This window comes from Pseudomonas linyingensis (genome assembly GCF_900109175.1).
GTDB classification, from domain to species: domain Bacteria; phylum Pseudomonadota; class Gammaproteobacteria; order Pseudomonadales; family Pseudomonadaceae; genus Geopseudomonas; species Geopseudomonas linyingensis.
The window spans coordinates 113,942-136,289 of sequence record NZ_FNZE01000013.1; the positions used below are offsets into that span (position 1 = coordinate 113,942).

10 protein-coding genes are annotated in these 22,348 nt (G+C 60.5%); 4 read left to right on the forward strand and 6 right to left on the reverse strand.

Going from position 1 to position 22,348, the window contains the following annotated elements; all coding sequences use genetic code 11:
- The first annotated feature begins 7 nt into the window (after nt 1-7).
- Nucleotides 8-6,286, forward strand: a complete 6,279-nt coding sequence (locus BMZ19_RS16075) for a DEAD/DEAH box helicase (RefSeq protein ID WP_090312590.1) — start codon at nt 8-10, stop codon at nt 6,284-6,286.
- Between the two features lie 180 nt (nt 6,287-6,466).
- Here BMZ19_RS16075 and BMZ19_RS16080 read toward each other — a convergent pair whose 3' ends face one another.
- The 6 genes from BMZ19_RS16080 to BMZ19_RS16105 form a co-directional block, all read right to left on the reverse strand.
- Nucleotides 6,467-6,646: a hypothetical protein gene (locus BMZ19_RS16080; protein WP_090312591.1), complete on the reverse strand. Its 180-nt coding sequence runs from the start codon at nt 6,644-6,646 to the stop codon at nt 6,467-6,469.
- A 27-nt stretch (nt 6,647-6,673) separates the two neighbouring features.
- The gene (radC, locus tag BMZ19_RS16085) at nt 6,674-7,171 is read right to left on the reverse strand and encodes a RadC family protein (protein ID WP_090312592.1); all 498 of its coding nucleotides are present in this window, start codon (nt 7,169-7,171) and stop codon (nt 6,674-6,676) included.
- 29 nt (nt 7,172-7,200) lie between these two features.
- Nucleotides 7,201-8,136 carry a recombination directionality factor gene (locus BMZ19_RS16090; protein ID WP_090312593.1) on the reverse strand — a complete coding sequence of 312 codons (936 nt, stop codon included), beginning with the start codon at nt 8,134-8,136 and terminating at the stop codon, nt 7,201-7,203.
- An 85-nt stretch (nt 8,137-8,221) separates the two neighbouring features.
- The gene (locus tag BMZ19_RS16095; protein WP_090312594.1) at nt 8,222-9,226 is read right to left on the reverse strand and encodes a YqaJ viral recombinase family nuclease; all 1,005 of its coding nucleotides are present in this window, start codon (nt 9,224-9,226) and stop codon (nt 8,222-8,224) included.
- An 89-nt stretch (nt 9,227-9,315) separates the two neighbouring features.
- Entirely contained in the window at nt 9,316-10,284 is a 969-nt protein-coding gene (locus BMZ19_RS16100) for a DUF932 domain-containing protein (protein ID WP_090312595.1), read from the reverse strand.
- A 108-nt stretch (nt 10,285-10,392) separates the two neighbouring features.
- Nucleotides 10,393-10,671, reverse strand: coding sequence for a hypothetical protein (locus tag BMZ19_RS16105; RefSeq protein WP_170847793.1), 279 nt, complete (start codon nt 10,669-10,671; stop codon nt 10,393-10,395).
- Nucleotides 10,672-10,969: 298 nt separating this feature from the next.
- Between BMZ19_RS16105 and BMZ19_RS16110 the strand changes: the two genes are divergently transcribed.
- From BMZ19_RS16110 to BMZ19_RS16120, 3 genes are all read left to right on the forward strand, one after another.
- Nucleotides 10,970-16,108, forward strand: coding sequence for a RecQ family ATP-dependent DNA helicase (locus BMZ19_RS16110; protein WP_090312597.1), 5,139 nt, complete (start codon nt 10,970-10,972; stop codon nt 16,106-16,108).
- Between the two features lie 93 nt (nt 16,109-16,201).
- Nucleotides 16,202-17,338: a protein NO VEIN domain-containing protein gene (locus BMZ19_RS16115; protein WP_090312598.1), complete on the forward strand. Its 1,137-nt coding sequence runs from the start codon at nt 16,202-16,204 to the stop codon at nt 17,336-17,338.
- 306 nt (nt 17,339-17,644) lie between these two features.
- On the forward strand, nt 17,645-22,123 hold the full coding sequence (locus BMZ19_RS16120; protein ID WP_090312599.1) for an NACHT domain-containing protein: 4,479 nt from the start codon (nt 17,645-17,647) through the stop codon (nt 22,121-22,123).
- The last annotated feature ends 225 nt before the right edge of the window (nt 22,124-22,348 follow it).

Consider the following 22,348-nt stretch of genomic DNA (forward strand, 5'->3'; position numbering starts at 1 on the left):
AGTTGTAATGCGTTTTTTCAGGAGCCTGATCGAGCAAAGCCTTGAGCGAACCCGCGAGGCAACGCTGGGTGTTTTGGGCATCAGCCATCCGGGCCTGCGCCAGCATCTGAGTCAGAGCATGGTGAACGAGTTAGGAGCCGATGGCTGCTTCCTGGCTCCGCCAGTGTTTGAACACACCTTTGGCTGGCAGGAAGACGAGCTGCGTCTGCAGGATCTGTCGGCTGAGGGCCTGCTGTCACCCAGTTTGCTCGATACCCTGGCCAATGCGCCGGCCTACCGATTCCAGAAAGCAGCACACCCCTATGTCCATCAGCTGCAGGCTTGGCGCACCCTGCTGGATAAGCAGCCGCGCTCGGCAGTCATTACTACAGGTACCGGCTCAGGCAAGACTGAGTGCTTCATGGTACCGATCCTTGAGGATCTGATCCGCGAGCAGGCGCAGACCGGGGCGGCCCTGGTGGGGGTTCGTGCCCTGTTTCTCTATCCGCTCAATGCCCTGATCAATTCCCAGCAGGAGCGCCTCGACGCCTGGACTCGCAGGTACGGCAGCAACATCCGTTTCTGTCTTTACAACGGCAAGACGGAAGAGCGCGCCGACAGTATCCGCCGGGAGCAGCAGCAGAAGCCCAACCAGATCCTGTCGCGGGAGCTGCTGCGCAAGGAGCCAGCCCCCATCCTGATGACCAACGCCACCATGCTGGAGTACATGCTGGTTCGTCAGGTCGATAGCCCAATCCTGGAGATTTCTAGGCAGCAGCAGTCGCTGCGCTGGATCGTTCTCGATGAGGCTCATACCTACGTGGGCTCGCAGGCGGCTGAAATGTCCTTGCTGCTGCGCAGGGTGGTACAGGCCTTCGGCAGGCAATCTGAGCAGATCCGCTTTGTTGCCACCTCGGCCACCATTGCCGGAGCTGATGCGCAAGAGCGCCTGAAGTGCTATCTGGCTGCTATGGCAGGTGTCCCACTCGATCAGGTTGTGGTCATTGGCGGCTCGCGTGTCTGGCCCGATCTTGCGCCAGGGGCATCAGGTGGCAACCTCTCTCTGGAGGCCATCAGGGATATCGAGCCGGGACAGGCTGTCTCTTCAGCACGCTTCCAAGCACTGTGCGATAGCGCCATTTCCACGCGTTTGCGTCACGCAGTGGTCAGCTCTGGCAAGCCTCTCGACCTGAATGAGCTGATTGATGCAGTTTCCGGTCAGCTGCAGGGGAGCGGCTCCCTCGAACGGCAGCGAGAGATACTTGACTGGCTCGACATCATGACCGGCACGCATCCAGCTGAAGATCAGCCGCCGTTCCTGAAGCTGCGTATCCATCTGTTCCAGCGCATGCTGCATGGTCTCTGGGCCTGTGTCGATCCACGATGCAGTGCCAAGCCCGGTCATCTGCAGGACTGGCCGTTCGGTAACGTATATGTATCTCAGCGGGCGCGCTGTGAGTGCCATGCGCCGGTGTACGAGCTGGGCTTCTGTGATGACTGCAAGACACCGCACCTGCTGGCAGAGGATCGCAGTGGCGAGCTGCACCAGCCCAGCCCTTACGCCGGCGATGAGTTTGCCCTCAATCACGAAGGCGGTGGCGAGGATGCGCCTGCCGAGCTGCTGAAGGCGCATGTCCAGAGCGCGAGCCTGATCATTGCCGGATTACCAGCCGCTCATGAGCCCTATTTCTCGATCAACCTCGATCTGGAAAGCCAGAAGCTGGGTGCAGTAAGCGCTACCCGCAACATCAGCATCGTGCTGACCGAGGAAAAGAATTGTTGCTGCAGCCACTGTGATCATTCGTCATCAGGTACCAGTGACTTCCTGAGAAAGGCCTATCTTGGTGCACCCTTCTACATTGCCAATGCAGTGCCGACTGTTCTGGAGTTCTGCCCCGATCCTGACAAGGATGATTGCGAGGGGCGCTCACCGGAGGAGCTACCGGGGCGCGGCCGCAAGCTGATCACCTTCACCGACAGCCGGCAGGGCACCGCCCGCATGGCTGTGAGGATGCAGCAGGAAGCAGAGCGCTCGCGGTTGCGCGGGCTGGTCTTTGCAACACTGCGCAATGTGCAGGCCAAGGCCAATGCCGCTCCCAGGGATATCCCCACGGGTGATCCTGCTGAGCTATTGGCCATGGCAGACAGCATGGAAAAAATGGGCATGGCAGCGTCAGCTGCGGAACTCCGCAAGAAGGCTGAACTTTTACAGAGCGGCGCAGCACCTGCAAGTCAGGCTGAAATCATTACTTGGTCGCAGATGGCCCAGGAAATTGCAGCCGCCAGGGATATCGACCAGTTCATCCTGCGCTACAACCGCTATGCCAATCCGGCGCTGTTCGATGGCAGCGAGGGTGGCCTGACCATGGCGCGCCTGCTGTTGGCCCGCGAGTTTTCTCGTCGGCCCAAGAACCAGAACAGCACTGAGACACTGGGGCTGATCAGGGTCGGTTATCAGGGGCTGGACAGAGTGATCTCCGCTCCGCCGCTGTGGACCGACACCCGTGCCACGCCTGCACTGGGCGATGCCAATGCGCCCAGAAGCATGCTGACACTGGATGACTGGCGCGACTTCCTCAAGGTGGCACTCGACTTCTATGTCCGGGAGAACACCTTCATCCCGATGGAAGACCGGATGCGCCACTGGATGGGCAGCCGTTTCAGTCCCAAGGCGCTTTACTCACCCCAAAGCGACGTGCAGGAAAGCAGCACTATCAGAAGGTGGCCGCAGATCAAGCAGGGTACTGCCCACCGGCTGGTCAAGCTGCTAATGCTGGCAACTGGCCTTAATCGTGCCGCGAATGCCGATGCCGACAAGATCAACAGCTGGCTGGAGGCCGCGTGGCTGGCGCTGGTCAATGTGGGCATTCTGGAGCTCTCTGATACCGGCCACCGTCTGCGCCTGGAAACCCTTACCTTCTCGTTGCCTGTCGAAGGCTGGGTCTGCCCGTTGACCCGGCGTATTTTCGATACCACCTTCCGGGGCCTGACACCCTATCTGCCGCAGAAGCTGCTGAACCAAGATTACCGCTGCCAGAGGATCCAGCTGCCGGATCTCAGTGCCCTGAGGCCGGATGGCTCTCCGCTACCCAGGCAGACACAGATCCGCCAGCTTGTGGCGAAAGACCCGGTCATCGCCCAGTTACGCCAGGAGAGCCTGTGGACGGATATCAGTGATCGCACGGTCGAGGGCGGCTTCTATTACCGGACTGCCGAGCACTCGGCCCAGCAGTCGGCACAACGGCTGGAAGGCTATGTCGAGGAGTTCAAGCGCGGTGATATCAACGTGCTGAACTGTTCTACCACCATGGAAATGGGTGTCGATATCGGCGGTATTTCGGCTGTAGTGATGAACAATCTGCCGCCACATCCAGCCAACTATCTGCAGCGCGCTGGTCGCGCCGGCCGACGCAGCGAAGCGCGTGCCATCGCCTATACGCTGTGCAAGGCCGACCCGCATAACCAGCGTGCCTTTGCCAATCCCCAATGGCCGTTCGTGACCGCCATTCCAGCGCCGAGCATCACTCTCAGCTCTGCACGGATCGTGCAACGGCATGTCCATTCGCTGTTGCTTGCGCTGTTCCTGCGTATGCACAGCAACAATGATGGCGACCGTACCAAACTGACCCTGCACTGGTTCTTCGCTACAGAGGATGCGCCCTGTCAACAGTTCCTGGCCTGGCTCATGGCAAGTCCTGAGGAGTTTGGTGCTGCAGTGAGGCAACTTGTGCGTGGCACCTGCCTGGAGGGGCGCTCGCTCAGTTCGATCACCGGCGAAACCCGACAAGCATTGTCTGACCTTGAGGAGCGCTGGCTGGCTGAGTTTCGCAATATCAACCAGAAACTGCAGGCCGCCAGCGACGGGCCATACAAGAAGGCCCTGGAGCTGGAGAAGCAGCGCCATGAAAACGAATACCTGTTGCGCTATCTGGCATCGTCGGCATTCCTCCCAGGTTACGGTTTCCCTACCGATGTGGTGAGCCTGAAGACGTATAACGTCGAGGACTTTCTGCACAAGAAGCGAAACGACAAGGTGAGTCGCGAAGACAGCATCTTTGACAACAAGGAAATGCCATCACGCAGCCTGAATATTGCCATTCGGGAGTATGCCCCGGGGGGGCAGGTGGTGATTGATGGCCGCGTCTACCGCTCGGCCGGTGTCAGCCTGCAGTGGCATGCCGATGGGCAGGTCAACGAGGTGCAGAAGTTCGATATTGCCTGGCGCTGCCCGGAATGCGGCAACACGGGAGTGATCGAGCATGCCTATGCCAATAGCGATGGTTTATGCTGCTCGCATTGCACGACACCCATTCCAGCCAGCGAGCGGCGTGTGGTGCTGCGTCCGGGTGGCTTTGTGACCGACTTTTATGAGGCCACCACCAATGACGTTACCTCGCAGAAGTACATCCGCGTCCAGCGACCGCGCATTCAGCTGAATGGTGAAAGCATTGCGCTGCCTGATCAGCGTTGCGGCTTCGTGCGCTTTGGTCATGATGGCAGCGTTTTCCATCATTCATCGGGCGAGCATGAAACCGGCTATGCCATCTGCATGAAGTGTGGGCGTGCGGAGTCGATGCTGCCCTCTGGTGACATCCCTAAAGGCCTGCAGCCTGGCACGTTGCATTTCCCGCTGGGAGGGGAGCGTCGCAAGGGCAAGGACAGCAAGCCAGAGCCCGATTGCCACGGCGAAACCGTCATGGGCAATCTGCATCTGGGCTACCAGATCCGCACCGATGTGCTGGAGATCTTCCTCCGGAACCCGCTTACGGGTGACTGGCTGCCAGACTCCTCCGAAGGGCAGCCAGAGGGTCGCCTGATTGCTACAACGCTGGGTGCTGCCCTGCGCGATGTGATCGCAGATCAGTTGGGTATCGCCAGCAGTGAAATGGGCTTCGGCTATCGTCTGGATCGGGACCGGGAAACCCGGCAGGGGCGAACGGTCATCCAGTTGTTTGATCAGGTCAGCGGGGGGGCTGGTTTCGTCTTTGCTGGACTGAAGGATATTGCACTTCTGCTGACCAAGGCTCAGGAGCGACTGCATTGCCCGGTCAACTGCGAGAACGTGTGCTCGCACTGCCTAGCCAGCCAGGACAGCCGTGTCGAACGTGAAGAACTGGATCGCAAGCTCGCACTGCAGTGGCTGAGCGAGTCCCGGCTGGTTGAGCATCTGGGACTGCCGGAGGTATTCGCTGAGCTGCATGGTGCATGCTATTGCTCGGTAGGCCCGTTGCGTGAGCTGAGTGTGGCCATCAACTCACTGGATCGTAGTGATCAAACGGCAGCAATTCTGCTCTGCCTCCAGGGGGATTGTGCAGACTGGGACCTTGACCATCCGCGCTTCCGAGACCAGCTGCTGACCTGGGCAATTGCCGAGCGCCTCAAGGTTCGCCTTGGTCTGACTGGTTCTGCCCAGCTGAGTCCCGAGCAGAAAGCAACTCTGGCGCTGCTTGCCCATCTGGGCATTGAGCTGGTCGAGCTGCAAGCCAGGGTGTACCAAGCCCCCCATCTGGTTGCCCAGATAGCTTCCCAGGCAGGTGTCCGCAGTCTGTACAGCAGCAAAAGCTGTGCTGGAGCACCTGGAGCCGACTGGTTGCACAGCCATGCCGATGTAGTCTGGGCCACCAGCAAACTGATGCCTGCGGTTGCAGTCAACCTTATTGACTGCAGCAGTTGGCACCAGCATCCGCAGGGGGCTCGTATCGTTGAGGTCTCCTCGCAGCTCGATGGCCCTGTCAGCACACTAAAAAAACGCATCGCTGCGCTGGTTGATGCCAAGCTGCCGGAGTTGGCTTCTCTGATCGCCAATGATCAGGCTGTCTCCATTAGCTACTCGGATCGCTACCTGAAGTCGCCTTGGTCGCTGATGTTGTTGAGCAGCTTCCTTGAGCTCTTTCGAGGTGAACAGCTTAAGTCGCTGTCCGTTCAGACCCTGGCTCCTGGTGGCCATCAGGCGAGCTTCCAGCTGACGCATGACTGGATGCGAGTGAACGATCAGGAGGCGGTACTTGAACTCTGGCTTAGAGGCCAGTTTGATCTTGCTCCGGACATCATGGTCATGAGCAGCCCCCGCGATCTGCTGCACTGCAGGGTCATCACGGTTGACTGGTCATCAGGCAAGACCAGCAAGATTCTGCTGGATCAGGGCATGGGCTACTGGCGCTGCCGTATGCCGCATAGGGATCAGATGGGCTTCGACTTCAATGCTGCTCCCCATGAGCAGGCTATGCAGATGCTCGGCAAGCTTTTATTTGCACATATGCAGCCAAGTGGAGACTGGCCAACCTACATAAGCTGCTCAATCAGCTGAGGTATCTGTGCGGGGTGCGGCGGAAAGCCAGTCTTGTCCTCTCCTCAGCATTCCTGGAGGGCTTATCCATCGCTGGGCCGATATGGATATCGGATTGAGGTCACCAGAAGCAACAAAAGAAAAAACAAGCAGGGTCAGTGTGAGCAACCGTTAAGCTGCTCACACTGACCTCTATGCTGTTCATTCAGATGGTTTGTCTGCAATTTGGCGCAACCGGCTGAAGATCCAGCAGGCAAGCAGCACTGCAATCAGTAAGAGCGGAAAGCGCAGCAGTATGACCACCAGCAGCAAGGTGGCTATACAGCCTGCCAGGATGCCGACGAAGACGCACAGCGACGCCAGGAGACGCAGTATTGCCATGGCGCAGTCCTCACAGTCGTATCGCAGCTACATGTAGCCCAACTCCACCATCGAAACACAGCCCTCCTTGCCGACCACGATGTGATCGAGGATGCGGACGCTCACCAGATTCAGCGCCTCCTTGAGCTTGTGGGTCAGATGGCGGTCGGCGTTGCTCGGCTCTGGATCGCCCGAAGGATGGTTGTGCACCAGGATCACGGCTGCCGCGTTGTGCTCCAGGGCTAGCTTGACCACTTCTCGAGGATACACGCTGGCCGAGTCCAGGGTGCCGCGAAACAGTTCATGGAAGCCGATCACACGGTGGCGAGTGTCGAGCAGTAGTAGGGCGAACACCTCGTGGGGGTAGTCCTGCAGCAGGGTTTTCAGGTGAGCGAACACGCTCTGCGGATCAGATAGCGGACGGCCCTTGGCCAGCCGTTTGCGAGCCAGTTGCTGGGCCATGTGCAGGATGTCGGCCTCGGTGACCGGCGATTCCATGACGTAGGTGCCGGGCACTTCACCGGCTCTGAGCTTGTGGAATTTCATGCTGGGGTTCCTCGAATCGATTCTGTGGGTCAGTGCGCTTCGGCTGAAAAGGACGGGGGCTGCATCCTAGCCTCCAGACGTTCGGCCAGGCCGGACTTGCGGGGTGCGGCAACGCTTGCGGGAGTGGATGCGGTAGAGACTTCCTGCCGACCAGATTCCTCCTCGGTCGCCGGAAAGAACTCCTCGACGATGGCGCCGGTGTCTTCCTCGCTGTCCTCGAAGGCGCCGTTGGCGAAGCCTTGCCGGGCGGCCTGATCCAGCGCGGCCTGGTCGAAGCCGGCGTTGCGGCGGGCTTCATTGAGCTGGCGGGCCTGCTCCAGCACCTCTTCCAGCATCAGGCCACTGCGCACCGTGATGTCGACGTAGAAGATCGGTGTACCGTGGCTTTGTCGGGTGGACTTGCCGCGCAGGCGCAGCTCCAGCGGCAGGCAGGCCAGCCGGTTGCCGGAGATCGCCTGCAGGTACTGCAGGCGTGCCGCCAGGGTGCGGATGCTGTTGAAGCCGGTGGTGCGGAACACGAAGCTGCCGAGCGGATCGTCATCGCCGATGGCCACGTTGAGCCGCCCGTAGGGTTTGCAGGCGTTGCCCTTGGCTAGCGGGCAGGCATCCGGCGAGGGGCACGGCAGTGATTGCAGGCCCTCGCTGGTCTGGCGGCGGCAGGTCTCGCCATTGCCGACGCACTGCGGCCTTCCTGTGTTGCGATCGAACAGGCTGTAGTCAGCGCGGAAGTTCAGATCCGGCTCGTTGAACAGCAGGCGGATCGGGATGCTGCGGATCTTGCCGCCCTGTTCCTTGCGCAGCGCTTCGTCGAAGGGGTGCAGCAGCCAGCCGTCGCGGACCTGCACCTGGGAAGTGATGGTGAACTGGTCGTCCTTCTCCGGCAGGCGCTTGCCGTTCTTCTCGACGACCTTGCCGATGGAAATCCGCCCGAGTACCGGCGGAGTGATTGCCAGGCCCTTGAGCATGGGGGTTCTCCTTGAGCTGAAAACAGAAAAACCACCCAGGCCGCGAGGGGCCGGGGTGGCTCGTTGAGTGGTTGGGGCGGGTTGTTCAGGCGAGTAGGAAGCGCCGGCTGCCGGGCTTGATGACGGTGTACTGGGCCTGCAGCTCGGGGTGATCCTGCAGCAGTCGCTTGAGGTCGACGCTCTCGCTGTCCCTGGCCTTCTTCCAGGTCACGTTGCCGGTCTCGAAGATGGCCTTGGTGGCGTCGCCCATGGCCTGCTGGATGGTCTGCTTGAGTTGTGCCTCGCGCTTCTCGTGGGTGCTCAGGATCTCGCGCACCGCCTGCAGCTCGGCAAAAGCCGCCGAGAGCGACGTGTCCTGGCTGAAATCCCGTGTCTCGCCGTTGTCCTGCGGGAACAGCGTGCGCAGCGCGAGCTCCGCCGAGGCACTGCCGTCAGCCGGTGGCGGCGTGTCGGTGACGACGTAGTGCCAGAACTGCTGCTCCAGACGCATCAGGCGCCCGATGAGGAAGTCATCGCGCTCGATACGATGGATCTCGACATGCTGACCGGCGATCAGCACCGCCACATCGGCCGCCTGCTTGCCGGTCACCGCCAGCTGGTGCATCACCTGCAGCTGCACGTACTCGGGCACGCCCTCCTTCCAGAGGCGTGCCCCGTTTATGCCGGCGGTCTTGCATTCGAGGATCTGTACGTCATCCGCGCCGATGACCTCGCGGTCGATATTGGCCAGCATCCAGCTGAACTCGGCAGACGGGTGCTGCAGGACGGCATTCACCCGGCGCACCCGGTTGCCGCTGCGCTTGGTGTAGTGCGCCGCGACTATCGGTTCGAGGATGTTGCCCCAGTAGAGCGGGCTTTCCTCATCCTGAGCGTCGGCCTTGGGTAGTGCAGCATCCCGGCCGGTCTTCTCCATCCACAGCTCCAGCTGCGACTTGTAGGGGTTGAGCCCCACGGCCGCCGCGGCATCCGAGCTGCCGATGCCACGCTTGCGCACGGCCAGCCACTCATCGCGGGGCATGGCCTTAGTCTTGACCAGGCGTAGTGCCGGCCGTGGCTTGCTCGGGGTAGTGCGGGATTGGATCTGTTCCATGGTGCATTCCTCCAGACGCAAGAACGCCCGGCCAACCGAAGCTGACCGGGCGCTCACGCAAGGGATGTGAAAGGGGGTGAGGTAAAAGCTCAGGCCACCAGCCGCAGTGCGGTATCCAGGGCCTTCTGCTTGAGCTGGGCGCCCTGGCCGAACCAGGCCGAGTCCATGCGGTACTCGTTGCTGCGCGCCCGCCGCTCGTGGTCGACGTACTCGGTGACCGCATTGAGCAGCCCCCAGGCCGTACCCTGAGCGGATTCCAGATGGGCTCCGCGGCCTGCACCGCCATACAGGCTCTCGACCCTCTTGAGCGCCCGCTCGTTGGGCAGCGCTTCCGGCACGGCACTGTTGGGCTGGATATCGCAGAGCACGTCGAGGAAGAAGTTCTTCGCCTCGTGCGGACGGATCTTGCGCTCGGCCAGATGCTTCATCCGGTACATGAACTCGTCCCAACCGGACACTGCGATGCCCAGCTGCCGCTTCACCGCCTTGGCGTCGAAGTGGGTGTTGTGCGGCACCTTGATGGCTTTCGGAGCGCCGTCGAGGGCGATGCTCAGGGTGTTGTTGCAGACCACCCGGATCGTGGTCGGGGTTGCCGTGGTGGCCAGGGTGCCGTCGCAGGACGTGGCCAGCAGCAGATAGCCGTTGACCTGATCGTTGCCCTTGAGTGCTGAGCCCTGCCCAGTGCGGGCCAGCGCCCAGAACTTGCGGCCGCCCTTGAGTACGCCCGCCGTTTCCAACTCGTAGCCGGAGACATCGGTGAGGTCGCGGTAGAACTCCAGCACATCGCGCGGCTGGACGATCTGGTAGCGGTTGGACACTACCGATAGCGGGGCCTTGGTATCCGAGCGATACAGCACCTTCTGTTCGGGGAAGGCATGGATGGTGCCGAGGTGCCCCTGGGTATCGGCCATGAAGCGGACAGGGCTGTCGAGGATCTGCCAGTCCATACCGGCTTCACGCTGCCAGACTTCCAGCGGTTGATGAGGTGGAAGTTCGCTGCCGAGACCGTGCCAGGGGGCTTGGCCGACATAGGCCATTTGTTCGATGAGATGGACCATGGTGATGACTCCTTGGGATGCAAAACGGCATAGCAGCTGCGCTAGGCGCAGCCACTGCCGAAAAAGGACGAAGATGAAGGAAAGTGTGAGGAAACGGCGGACGGCCGATCAGACCGGCAGATTGAAACGATGCCCGCAGTCCAAGCAGAGGTTGTTGGACAGCACATGGCGATCCAACTTCTCGCCCAGCTGAGCGCCGAGTGCGCAGCCACCGGCACCGCCGGCCAGGCCACCGAGGATGGCTCCGGCGACGGTGCCGAGCGTGATGCCAATCGGGCCGGCTGCAAGGCCAACGGCTACGGCGGCACCGACCTGACTGCCGGTCAAGGCCACGCTAGCACCACGAGCTGCGCCTCCGGCGGCGCCCACTGCGGCACCGATCTTCATGGCTGTACGCAGCGAGGCGATCTTGGGAGAACTGCAGAGAGGACACTGCAATGACATGACGTAGATCTCCGTGAGAGGGATGTCATGTCCGTGATGTATGACTGAGAATTTTTAGAATGGATCAAAGGAAGTCATTTCAGCCCAGCGAGCTTTCCTGCCACATGCTTTCAGCGACACCGAAACACCTGTCGGAATCCCCTCAACCACACCCCGCTGCGAACCCGCGCACCTACCCACACCGGACTATTGCCGCTACAGTGCGATAGCCACGTAGTCTGTTGCAAGGATCGCTGTCCGGATGGCTTCACCGTCTCACCCCAAAGGCCTGATCGTTGATCTGGAAGTCGTACCCGGCAAAGCCGGTCAGCCCGACTGGATCTTTATGGTCGGTGCCCTGCGTCCCGATACGGGGGAGGAGTTGGAGCGCAAGGTCGACAGGAACCTGCCCGACGTCCTCCAGTCCCTGGACAACCTGGGGCAGGGCGCCTGCTTCGTGCTCGGCCACAACGTCATCGAGCATGACCTGCCAATTCTCCAGCAGCAGGCGCCACAGCTGGCGCTGCACCAGTTGCCCGTAATCGATACCCTCCGGCTGTCGCCCCTGGCCTTTCCGCAAAACCCGTATCACCGCCTGGTCAAGGATTACAAACTCATCCGCGACAGCCTCAACTCGCCGCTGTCGGACTGCCGCTCCACCCTAACCCTGTTCAACGACCAGCGGCAGGCATTTGCTGAGCTCAACGTCACCCAACAAAACGAGCTTCTCTGCTACCAGACGCTGCTCGCACCAACACTCAAGAGCGACCTGGGCGCGCTCTTCGCGTCGATCACCGGCCAAGCCCCCAAGCGCCTCACCGAACTGCGCAGCCTGATTCCCGAACTCCTCCAAGAAAGCGATCCAACCCTGACCCGCACGCTCAAGGTTTGTAGCACCCGTCTGCAAGAGCTGCTGGAGACGGACCTCATGGACGAGTCCCTGCATTGGCCCCTGGCCTATGCGCTGGCCTGGCTACGCGTCTCGGGCGGTAACTCGGTTCTGGCGCCCTGGGTCCGTCACCAGTTTCCAGAAGTAGGGCGGCTGATTGGCGAGCTGCGCGACATCCCTTGCGGTCAGGACAGCTGTGGTTACTGTCGCACCACCCACGATCCACGCCACGAGCTCCGGCGCTATTTCGCGCCCATCGAGGACTTTCGTAGCGAGCCAGACGGTCGCCCCTTGCAGCACGATGTGGTGCTGGCCGGCATGCAGGGCAAGCACGTGCTGGCCATTCTGGCGACCGGGGGTGGCAAGTCGCTGTGCTACCAGCTCCCGGCGCTGAACCGCTTTCACCGTAACGGCAGCCTTACGATCATCATCTCGCCGTTGCAGTCGCTGATGAAGGACCAAGTCGATGGCCTGCTGGTGCGCAACGTCCAGTGCGCCGCTACTTTGAATGGTCTGCTGACCATGCCCGAGCGGGCCGAGGTGCTGGAAAAGATTCAGCTGGGGGATGTTGGGATCTTGCTGGTCTCGCCCGAGCAGTTTCGCAACAAGGCCTTTCGTCGTGCGATTGCCCAGCGGCAGGTCGGGGCCTGGATCTTCGACGAAGCGCACTGCCTGTCCAAATGGGGCGCGGACTTTCGCCCGGACTACCTCTACGTTTCGCGCTTCATCAAGCAGTTCACCGGTGACGGTGAATTGGCTGCCATCGGTTGTTTCACGGCCACAGCCAAGCCTGATGTATTGGAAGACATCGAGCAGCACTTCAAAGAACAGCTCGGCATCAGCTTCGAGCGCTTCATCGGTACCCATGAGCGCACCAACCTGCATTTCGAGGTGCTGCCGTGTACCCGTGCGGAGAAGCGTCACCACACCCAGGCGCTGCTCGAGGACGAACTAGGTCGTCACGAAGGGGGGGCGGTGGTCTTTGTCTCCAGCCGCAAGGGTGCCGAGGAGCTGGCGGACTTTCTGATCGGTCACGGCTGGGCCTGCAAGTACTTTCATGCCGGGCTTGAGCCGCACGAGAAGAAGGACATTCAGGACGCATTCAAGGGCGGGGCACTCAAGATCATCGTGGCCACCAATGCCTTTGGCATGGGCGTGGACAAGTCTGACATTCGTCTGGTCGTGCACGCTGACATTCCGGGGTCACTGGAAAACTACCTGCAGGAGGCCGGTCGTGCGGGCCGCGATCAGGCCGAGGCCCGCTGCGTCCTGTTATACGACGCTCAGGACATCGAGAACCAGTTCGGAATGTGCGAGGGTTCGAAGCTGACCTTGCGCGACATTCAGCAGATCCTGCGCAAACTGCGCAAGGAGAGCGAGCGGCGCAAGGGCGGCAAGGTCGTCATCACCGCCGGCGAAGTGTTGATGGACGAACAGGTCGAGACCAGTTTCGAGGCCGGTGAGCGCGACGCTGAAACCAAGGTGGTCACGGCTGTGGCCTGGCTCGAACGCGGGCAGTTCCTGCGGCGTGAGGAAAATCAGACCCAGATCTTTCCGGCGAGTCTGAGGCTCTCCAAGGAGGAGGCCGACAAGCGCCTGGCCACGGCCAAGCTGCCGGCGCGCCGGCTGGAAGAGTTCAAGGCCATTCTGAGCTACCTGTACGATGCGAGCGCCGACGAGCGTATCAATACCGATGCCCTGATGGCCCTGGCCAGCCTCACCTCCGAAGAGGTGAGCGCAACACTGCGGCAGATGGAAGATCTAGGCCTATTGGTTAACGACTCCAAGCTCACGCTCTACGTCCGTCATGGGGTCGTTTCCCCGTCCACCCAACGCTTGCAAGCCACCCTGGAGCTGGAGTCGGCGCTGTTCGATCTGTTGCAGGAGATGGCCCCCGAGGCCGAAGGCGGGGAGTGGCAGGATGTGAACGTGCCCCTGTTGACGGCTACGCTCAAGACCGCCACCGGCAACAAGGATCTGATTCCGCTTCACGTGCTACGTCTGTTGCGCAGTCTGGCCCAGGACCATGACAGTGAGACGCAACTGCGCAGCAGCTTCGATCTACGCCAGATCAGCCAGGACTTCCTCAAGCTGCGCATTCGAGGCGGTTATAACTGGCGGGGCATCCAAGGTTTGGGTGAGCGTCGCCGTGCCCTGGCGGCGGCAGTGCTGCCGTTTCTGATCGGAAAGCTACCGCCGGGTTCGCGCAGCAAAGACCTTTTGGTCGACACCACGTTCGGTGAGCTCATGGACTTGATCGACCAGGACTTGGAGCTTCGCGCCCGTATCGAGCCACCGCAACGGCGCCGCGCAATCGAACACGTGCTGCTTTACCTGCATAAACAGGACGTACTGACCCTCAACCACGGCATGACAGTCATGCGCCGTGCCATGACCATCGAAGTCGAGCCGGAAAAACGCACCGGATACCTCAAAGACGATTATCAACGCCTCGATGAGCACTACCGCGAGAAACGCATTCAGGTGCATGTCATGCGCGAGTACGCCGAAGTCGCGCTCGGCTCGATGCGTGAGGCACAGGATCTGGTGAAGCACTATTTCACCCTGGCGAAACAGGAGTTCATTCGCCGCTACTTCGCCGGGCGTGAGGAAGTACTGAAGCTCGCCACGAGCGAAGAGTCCTGGCGCAGCATTGTCGAGAAGCTCAGCGCGGCCCAGAGGATCATCGTCTCTGACGATGACGACGTGAACCGACTGGTTCTGGCTGGCCCCGGTTCTGGCAAGACACGCGTGATCGTGCACCGCATCGCGTACCTGTTGCGCGTCAGGCGGGTGCCCGCGCGTTGCATCGTGGCGCTGACCTTCAACCGTCACGCGGCCAATGAAATCAAGCAGCGTCTGCTGAAGCTGGTGGGCCCCGATGCGTTCGGGGTCAACGTCATGACCTATCACCGAATGGCCATGCGCCTGACCGGCACCCGCTTCGATCGCGGCGAGACGGTCGAGGAGGGGCGGCTCGCCCAAGTGATGAGTGAGGCCGTCGAACTACTCGAAGGGAAGCGCCAGGTCGAAGGCGAGGATGACCTGCGTGAGCAGCTGATGCGCGGCTACCGCTATATTCTGGTCGATGAGTATCAGGATATCGATAATCTGCAGTACCGCCTGGTTAGCGCACTGGCCGGTCGCAAAGCAGAAGAGGAGGGGCGCCTCTGCATCCTGGCGGTCGGCGATGATGACCAGAATATCTACGCATGGCGCGATACCAACAACCGCTACATCGAGCGCTTTCGGGAGGACTACTCGGCGGCGACGAGCTTCCTCGTCGATAACTACCGTTCCAGTGCTCGCATCATCGAGGCGGCCAACAGCGTGATCGGTCGCAACCCCGGCCGCTTGAAGCAGGATCATCCTATTCAGATCGATACGGCCCGCCGTGAGTGGCCTAGGGGCGGCGAATGGCAAACCCTCGACCCCGAGCGAGCAGGGCGGGTGCTGCGTCTGAAGATCGAGGCCGAAGACCACGCGCGGGCGAACCTGCAGGCGCAGGCGGCGATGGCCGAGCTGCAACGCCTGCTTGGCCTTGATACTGAGGATTGGCAAGGCTGCGCTGTGTTGGCCCGCACTCATCAATACCTCCTGCCGGTTCAAGCCTGGTGTGAGGCGCACGGGGTGCCGTACTACCTGGGCGCGGACAAGGACAGCGCTTTGCCATTGACGGCCCAGCGCGGCTTCGTACAGGCCATGGAAGGGCTGCGCGATATCGCAGAACCGCTGAGCGCGGCCGATGCATGGGCGCGCCTTGGCGACAGGCATCTCGCCGCCGACTGGTACGGTTTCTTCGTCACGGCCTTTGATCAGCTCACAGCGGAGTTCGGCCAGTGCCCGTTGAGTGCATACACACTGATCGACTGGCTGTACGACTACGCACGTGAGCTGCGTCAACAACCGAAGCAGGGGTTTTACCTAGGCACGGTGCACTCAGCAAAAGGCCTGGAGTTCCGCCATGTAGTGTTGCTCGATGGCGGCTGGTCCACCCAGCCCGACACGCTGAGCGATGAGCGCCGGCTTTACTACGTAGGCATGACGCGCGCTGAGCAGACCCTGACCCTGTGTGAATTCCCCGGCTGCAACGCTTTCAGCCGGTATCTGACTGAGGAGGTCATGGGGCGAGCGTTTCACGGCGAGACTTTGCCGGCGCTCGACATGCGATACCTGCAGCTGTCGCTCGCTGACATCGATCTGGACTTCGCCGGACGTCAGCCGGCCCACGCGGCTATTCACAAAGCGCTGGATTGCCTCGAACCCGGCGACTCGCTCACGCTTAAGGCGCAGGACGACCGTTATTTGATGCTGGATGCCAAGGGCCAGGTGGTTGGCCGCACGGCCAAGTCCTTCAGGCTAGAACTAGACGTCGAGCACTGTGAGGTGGCGGCCATCTTGGTACGCCGCAGCGAACGGTGCGAAGAGCAGTACCGGGCCTGGCACAAATGTGAGCAGTGGGAACTGGTGATACCAAGGGTTGTGGGTGTTTTATCTTCAAGGCGTGAATAGCAGGGAGTGTGAACTCCTGTTGGCCTTTATTTATAGTTTTTAGGGCCTGGGCACTGCTCCACGCACCATAATGAGAAAGAAAGGAAGGAACCTGTGTCTCAGCTTTCCCAGCTCCGAAGCCCCGCCGCCGTACAGGCCGCCATCGATGAGTTCGTGCAACTTGGCCGCACGAAGTTTCTGGCGCGCTATGGGTTCGGCAAGTCTCGTGACTTTCTGGTGCGCGATCCGAAAACCGGTACCGATTGCGATTCCAAAGCTATCGCAGGCGTTGCCTTCGGCAAGCAGTTCCCCGAGCAAGGTCCGCTGACCGCAGACAGTTTCTCGGGCGGCGAGGCCACGGTGGTGCCTGCATTAACCAACCTCGGGTTCCGCATTATTCGCATCGGAGAAGACTGGTCGGAGGTCGAGGTAGAGGCCACGGTGCGTGATTACTTCGACATGCTGCGTGCCGAGGCAGCCGGGGAGCCGTATAACAAGTCCGAGCACAACCAAGCACTGCGCCGCGTGCTGAACGGTCGCAGCAAGTCGTCGGTTGAGCTCAAACATCAGAACATCAGTGCGGTACTTGATGCCCTGGGGCTGCCCTATATCAACGGCTACAAGCCACGAGGCAACAGCCAGCTGTTGCTGCGTAAATCCGTACAAGCGTATGTCCTGAAGCACCCGCAACGTTTAGGCACCATCGTCGATGCCCTGGAGGAGGTGAAGCTCCCCGGCGAGAAAACCTACCTGGCGGCATTGGTTGAGGCCCCAAAACGCGAAGCGCTCGTGCGCGGCCCTGCGCCCGTCCGGCAACGCCTGCCGCGCAAGTTCGACTATGCCGCCCGTGATGAAGCCAATCGTAAGCTCGGGCGGGCAGGGGAGCAGTGGGTGATTGGTTACGAGCAGCAGCGCCTCACCGCACTAGGTCATCCGGAACTGTTCCAGCGGCTGGATTGGGTGGCAGACACGCAAGGAGATGGTGCCGGTTTCGACATCCTCTCGTTTGATGACGACACCCGGCATCGCTTCATCGAGGTGAAGACCACCAATGGAGGCCTGGGCTCGTCATTTCTGGTCAGTCACAACGAGCTGATGTTCTCCCAGGAAGCTGAGGAGCAGTTTCATCTCTACCGGGTGTTTCAATTCAGGGACGGACCGCGCCTGTTCACCCTGTCGGGTGACCTTGCCCAGCACGTGCATCTGAAACCGACGGACTACCGGGCGAGTTTTCGGAGCGTAGTGGGTTAGTCGAGTGGAGGGGGTGCAGACGCCCCAAAGCGGACAGTGGCGACGGGCCGAAATCGGCCAAAGAGCAGCCAGTCAGAGGATTGCCCTGACTGACCGCTTCAGGTGGCTACAGTCATTCACTCTCGCCTTTTAGCAGCCCGCCTTCAGAGCAATCACTGAGCACGAACGAATGGGACTGTCGATTCGTGCACGCCAGCATCCCACTCCACCAGGCGAGAGCCCTTGAACGGTTAGAATTCGGTCCCGTAAAGTGGTTCAAGGCCAAATTTCACCCGACGAGCAGGTTGGCCATTAAAGGAGGTCAAGTTGGGGCAGAAATTGGACTTCACACGTATCCGTAATCACCGCGGCACGCAGATGGGCGGCTTCGAAGAGCTCTGCTGCCAACTGGCAGCCCTCGAGGACCCAGCAGAGGGGAGTAGCTTCCTCCGGAAAGGGTCTGGCGCTGACCAGGGCCTGGAGTGCTACAGGACCTATCCTGATGGGCATGAAGTAGGCTGGCAAGCGAAGTACTTCATCAATGGCTTCGAGAGCGGCCAAGTTTCGAACTTGAATGACTCCCTCAACCGAGCCCTCGCAGCGCACCCTCAGTTGCGTAGGTTTGTGGTCTGCCTGCCCATCGACCTGAGGGACAATCGGTCTGGAAAGAAGGACAGCGAGGTCCAGCGCTTTGAGAAGTGGCGGACCGAAAGTGTCGCAGCTGCGGCAGCTGACAGGCGAGAGCTGACCATCGATCTTTGGAGCGCGTCGAGCATTGAAGAGCGACTCAGTCGCGACAACCCCATGTACTCCGGACGTGCTTGCTACTGGTTCGACGCCGTCCGCTTCAGCTCAGCATGGTTCCGAGAGAAGTTCGACATCGTTCGTTCCAACCTTGGTGAACGGTACAGCCCAGAGAGCCACGTTGACCTGCCCATCCAGCAGCAGCTGCAGTCCATTTCGCGCGCTCCTGAGATGTTACTGGCACCACACGAATGGGCGGCCAAGGTTACGTATAACCTGGACGGTGCGGCTGCAAGCCTGGCGCGAGAAGGCCTGCAGCAGATTGCGGAGCGACTTCGTGAGGCTTGCGCACCGCTTCAGCGAAGCCTTGCAGAGCCGCCTGCGTTGCCAGAGGAACTGGTCGCTGTTGAGCCCTGGACCGCCTTCTGCGCTACTGCACTCTCCGCTATCGTTGAAGCCTTGACCGAGCTGGCAACGAAGGAACCAGAGAGGGACATACACATCGCCCGAAAGGATCTGTTTGACCTTTACTCGGCAGTACAGCGCGTGAGCCGCGAACTGGCATCCGGAGCGTGGCGGCTCATCAACAAGCACGAGTTGTTGATTTCGGGGCCGGCTGGCATCGGGAAGTCGCACCTCCTGGCCGACTTTGGCGAGGGGCAACTGGAGCGCAAGCGGCCATTCATCCTCGTGCTCACGAACAGTCTGACGGAGGGGGACCCGTGGCAGCAGATTCGCGGCCTACTAGACCTGTCGCAGGTCACGACCGACGAGTTCCTTGGAGCACTGGACGCTGCAGCAGAAGCCGCCGGCTGCCGCGCTGTGATTGCGGTGGATGCGCTGAATGAAAGGCACGGCATCGCGCTGTGGGAAACACGCCTTCAGGGCTTTGTAGCACTCGTACGAAAGTTCCCACGCGTCGCACTCGCTCTGACCGTGCGCAAGACCTACGTCCATCTCCTTCCGTTGAAGGGCCTAGAGCGGACCGAGCACCCTGGCTTCTCAGGCCGGTCCGGGGCCGCGGCCAAGGCATACCTCGACCGCCGCGGCATCGCTCGGCCGAGCTCTCCAAACCTGGCGCGCGAATTCGAAAACCCACTATTCCTGCGAACCTGCTGCACGTACCTCGACGCCGAGAATCTCAAGCAACTTCCAAAGGGCTTGGATGGCCTGAGCACAATATTCGACTTCTACCTGGACGCCGTCGCGCGAAAGGTTGAGAGCGACCTCAAACTAGTTCCGCAGCTCAACATTCCTCGCAAGGCGCTGAATGCATTCCTCCAAGCCTGCGCCGAGCAAGGCGATACCGGCGCGCTCACTGTAGAGTCATCCTTCGAGTTGCTAGAGGGCATACACCCGTCGGGCGGCCTTACCGAGAAGAGCCTCTTCACGGCTTTCCTCTCGGAAGGCGTCTTGACCCAGGATGTCGAATGGCACGAGGGAACTTCGCAAGAAATCATTCGATTCACGTTCGAGCGGCTTTCCGACCACCTGCGGGCTAAGCGCCTCCTTGAACAGGTCGACCGAAGCGACATTCAAGGTTCGTTTAAGAAGGAACCACTAGCAAGCTACTTCTCGCTGTTCGAATCTTGGCAGTTTGCCGGTCTGGTCGAAGCCCTTGCCGTGCAGATACCGGAGCAGTTCGGCCTTGAGCTGTTCGATGTGCTGTCTGACGACGCCTTTGAGAGCGATACCTATTGCGATGCGTTCAGGACGTCCTTAGCCTGGCGCGCTCCGCAGGCCTTCACGAGTCGGACCGCGGATTGGGTGAAGAAGCTCTGCGATAGCACGGGTCAGTCGCCGTACGGCTTGCTGCTACTCGTGAGCACCGAGCCTGCCAACCCGTACAACGCCGATTGGCTTCACGACAAACTCTGGCAACTGCCAATGCCGCAGCGGGACGCCACATGGTCCGTCTTCCTAGCCGAAGACGATTTGAGTGATGGCGGAGCAGTCGAGTCGCTCATCGACTGGGCGTGGCATGTGGTCGCTGATGAGGTTGACAAGGAACGGCGAAGGCTTGGTGTGCTTACACTGACGTGGTGCCTGTCGACGAGCAATCGCGCCGTGCGCGACCGAGCAACCAAGGCCTTAGTCAACTTGCTGTCCAACAATCTGTGTGACGGCGCGGACTTGATTCGCAAGTTCGCCAACGTCAACGACGCATACATCGTGGAACGCCTGCTGGCGGCTTGCTACGGCGCCGCGATGCAAGACACGGACCGAAGCGGCTGCAAGGCTCTAGCCTCCGCAGTGTGGGCAAGCCACTTCGCGGACGGCCGGCAGCCGCCACTGAACCTACTTGCCCGAGATTTCGCACTCGGCATCCTTCTCTATGCACAGAACGTCGGACAGCTTCCATCCGAGGTTGACCTCGATGCGTGCGAAGCCAAGTTCACTTCAGCGTGGCCGCTTGAGGTCATCACTTCTGAGGATCTAGAAAAGTACCGTGGGAAGGGATACGGAGATTCCATTTGTTCGTCGACGGATCAGCATGGAGACTTTGGCAACTACACCCTTAGTGCATGGATGCACGGGATTGTTGACATGCCGCGCGCTCTAGCGGGAAAGAGTACTCTGGAACTCTTTGAAAACTGGCTGCAGGTGTTCCTAGAGAAGGCTGATCCAAAGCAACTTGAGTTCTATGTCGCGCTCTTCAGAGCATCCACAGACTATCGCCAGAGACCTTTCCGCGGTTGGGGCAGGGACGAGGAAGAGACGCAACAGCTGCGGGGTTCATTCGAGAAGGCGAATGAAGCTTTCAAGGCTTCACTCGACTCAGGGCTGCTCGCGGAGTACACGAGCTTTGCCGAACAGCACATGCTAGAAGCGACTCGAATGAATAGCGACGATAGGCCCCCGTCGGAGGTTGACCACGCCCCACTAAGGCGATGGATTTGCGAGCGCGCCCACAATCTCGGCTGGCGCGAGGAGCTTTTCGATAAGTTCGAACATGGCGGCAGCATCTCCCATGACCGGATGGGCAAGCACAGGATAGAGCGCATCGGAAAGAAGTATCAATATATCGCATTATCCGAAGTTATCACGCGCTTGGTCGACAACCTAACCATCTGCTCATATGGGGACGAAGGCTTATTGAGAGCCTTTGAGTACGGGCCTAAGGGGCGGGACATGAAGAGAGACCTGGATCCGTCTCTTCTTTTACAGAACAGTCTCGAGTCCGGTTGGGATTCGACACCGGTCACCTGGTGGACACCGTTATCTCCGCAGCTTCCCTTCGGAGACACGGAGGTTCTACTGGCTTGGTTGAGCTCCGAGGACGGTCGTTGTAACGACGTGGGACAAATCGACTTGTGCAGTCCCGATGGCCAAAAGTGGCTCACGACTTACGGCTTCCGCCACTGGAAAGTTCCCGGTCTAGAGCGGCGCAATCACGCGGACGCTTGGTCGCGCATCACCTGTCTGGTCACTAAGCTGGGCACCGGTGCGCAGCTGGCGCGAGAGCTTCTTAAGAGGCATCGCGGCGATGTGAGTCGATACGGGGAGTACGAGCGCTTAGAGTGCTTCTTGGGCGAGCATGGATGGCGCGGCACCAAGGAGATAGAACTCGAAAAAAACTCCGGCGAAGGCATCGATACGCCCTATTCAGGCATAGTGGCCGCGCTGCATGCAGGGGGCAACGACAACGACAACTCGATTGATGACACGTTCAGTCTCCACATGCCCACCTCGGGTCTGATGAGGCTACTCGGTTTGCGCCTGCGCGACGGGAGAACCCCCGAGTACACCGATGCCCAGGGGGTACTCAGGTGGCAGGACCCTTCCTTGAAAGAGCGCGGCTCCGGTGCTGCAGTAGTCTCGCGCGACTACTTCCTAAGCATGCTCGCGAAGGCTGACCTCGAGCCGGTCTGGGTCCTCGCTGGCGAGAAGAATGTGTATGCGGGCCAGGGCTTCGGCATCTCCCGCGGCTTCGGTGGCAGCGTTTATCACACCACCGTCTACACCATGGACGCTGGAGCAGTGAAGATCGCGGGAACGGTGACCGAGCGCCACAAACCGAGTGCTGAGCAGCTGCAAGCGCTGCGTGATGTCGATCTGTGAGGGTCAACGACTCCCAATCCTCACCAGTCCCGCTTCGCTTACTGCCACGAGCTCCGAAACGAGAGCTGCGCTATTGACGGCGATAAGCAGCAACCGTTGCAAAGCCGTCATAGGTTTTGGTCGGCCGAACTTCCGCTGTGGGTCGTCAGCTGCCGGTGGGGACCGGCAGCGATCGGCCATAAGCTGACGTTCGACTCTGTCTACGAAGCATATAGTGGATAAAAA

Coding starts and splice junctions, on each gene's coding strand:
- BMZ19_RS16075 (WP_090312590.1), top strand. CDS start 8: ATGCGTTTTTTCAGGAGCCTGATCGAGCAAAGCCTTGAGCGAACCCGC.
- BMZ19_RS16080 (WP_090312591.1), bottom strand. CDS start 6,646: ATGGCAATACTGCGTCTCCTGGCGTCGCTGTGCGTCTTCGTCGGCATC.
- radC (WP_090312592.1), bottom strand. CDS start 7,171: ATGAAATTCCACAAGCTCAGAGCCGGTGAAGTGCCCGGCACCTACGTC.
- BMZ19_RS16090 (WP_090312593.1), bottom strand. CDS start 8,136: ATGCTCAAGGGCCTGGCAATCACTCCGCCGGTACTCGGGCGGATTTCC.
- BMZ19_RS16095 (WP_090312594.1), bottom strand. CDS start 9,226: ATGGAACAGATCCAATCCCGCACTACCCCGAGCAAGCCACGGCCGGCA.
- BMZ19_RS16100 (WP_090312595.1), bottom strand. CDS start 10,284: ATGGTCCATCTCATCGAACAAATGGCCTATGTCGGCCAAGCCCCCTGG.
- BMZ19_RS16105 (WP_170847793.1), bottom strand. CDS start 10,671: ATGAAGATCGGTGCCGCAGTGGGCGCCGCCGGAGGCGCAGCTCGTGGT.
- BMZ19_RS16110 (WP_090312597.1), top strand. CDS start 10,970: ATGGCTTCACCGTCTCACCCCAAAGGCCTGATCGTTGATCTGGAAGTC.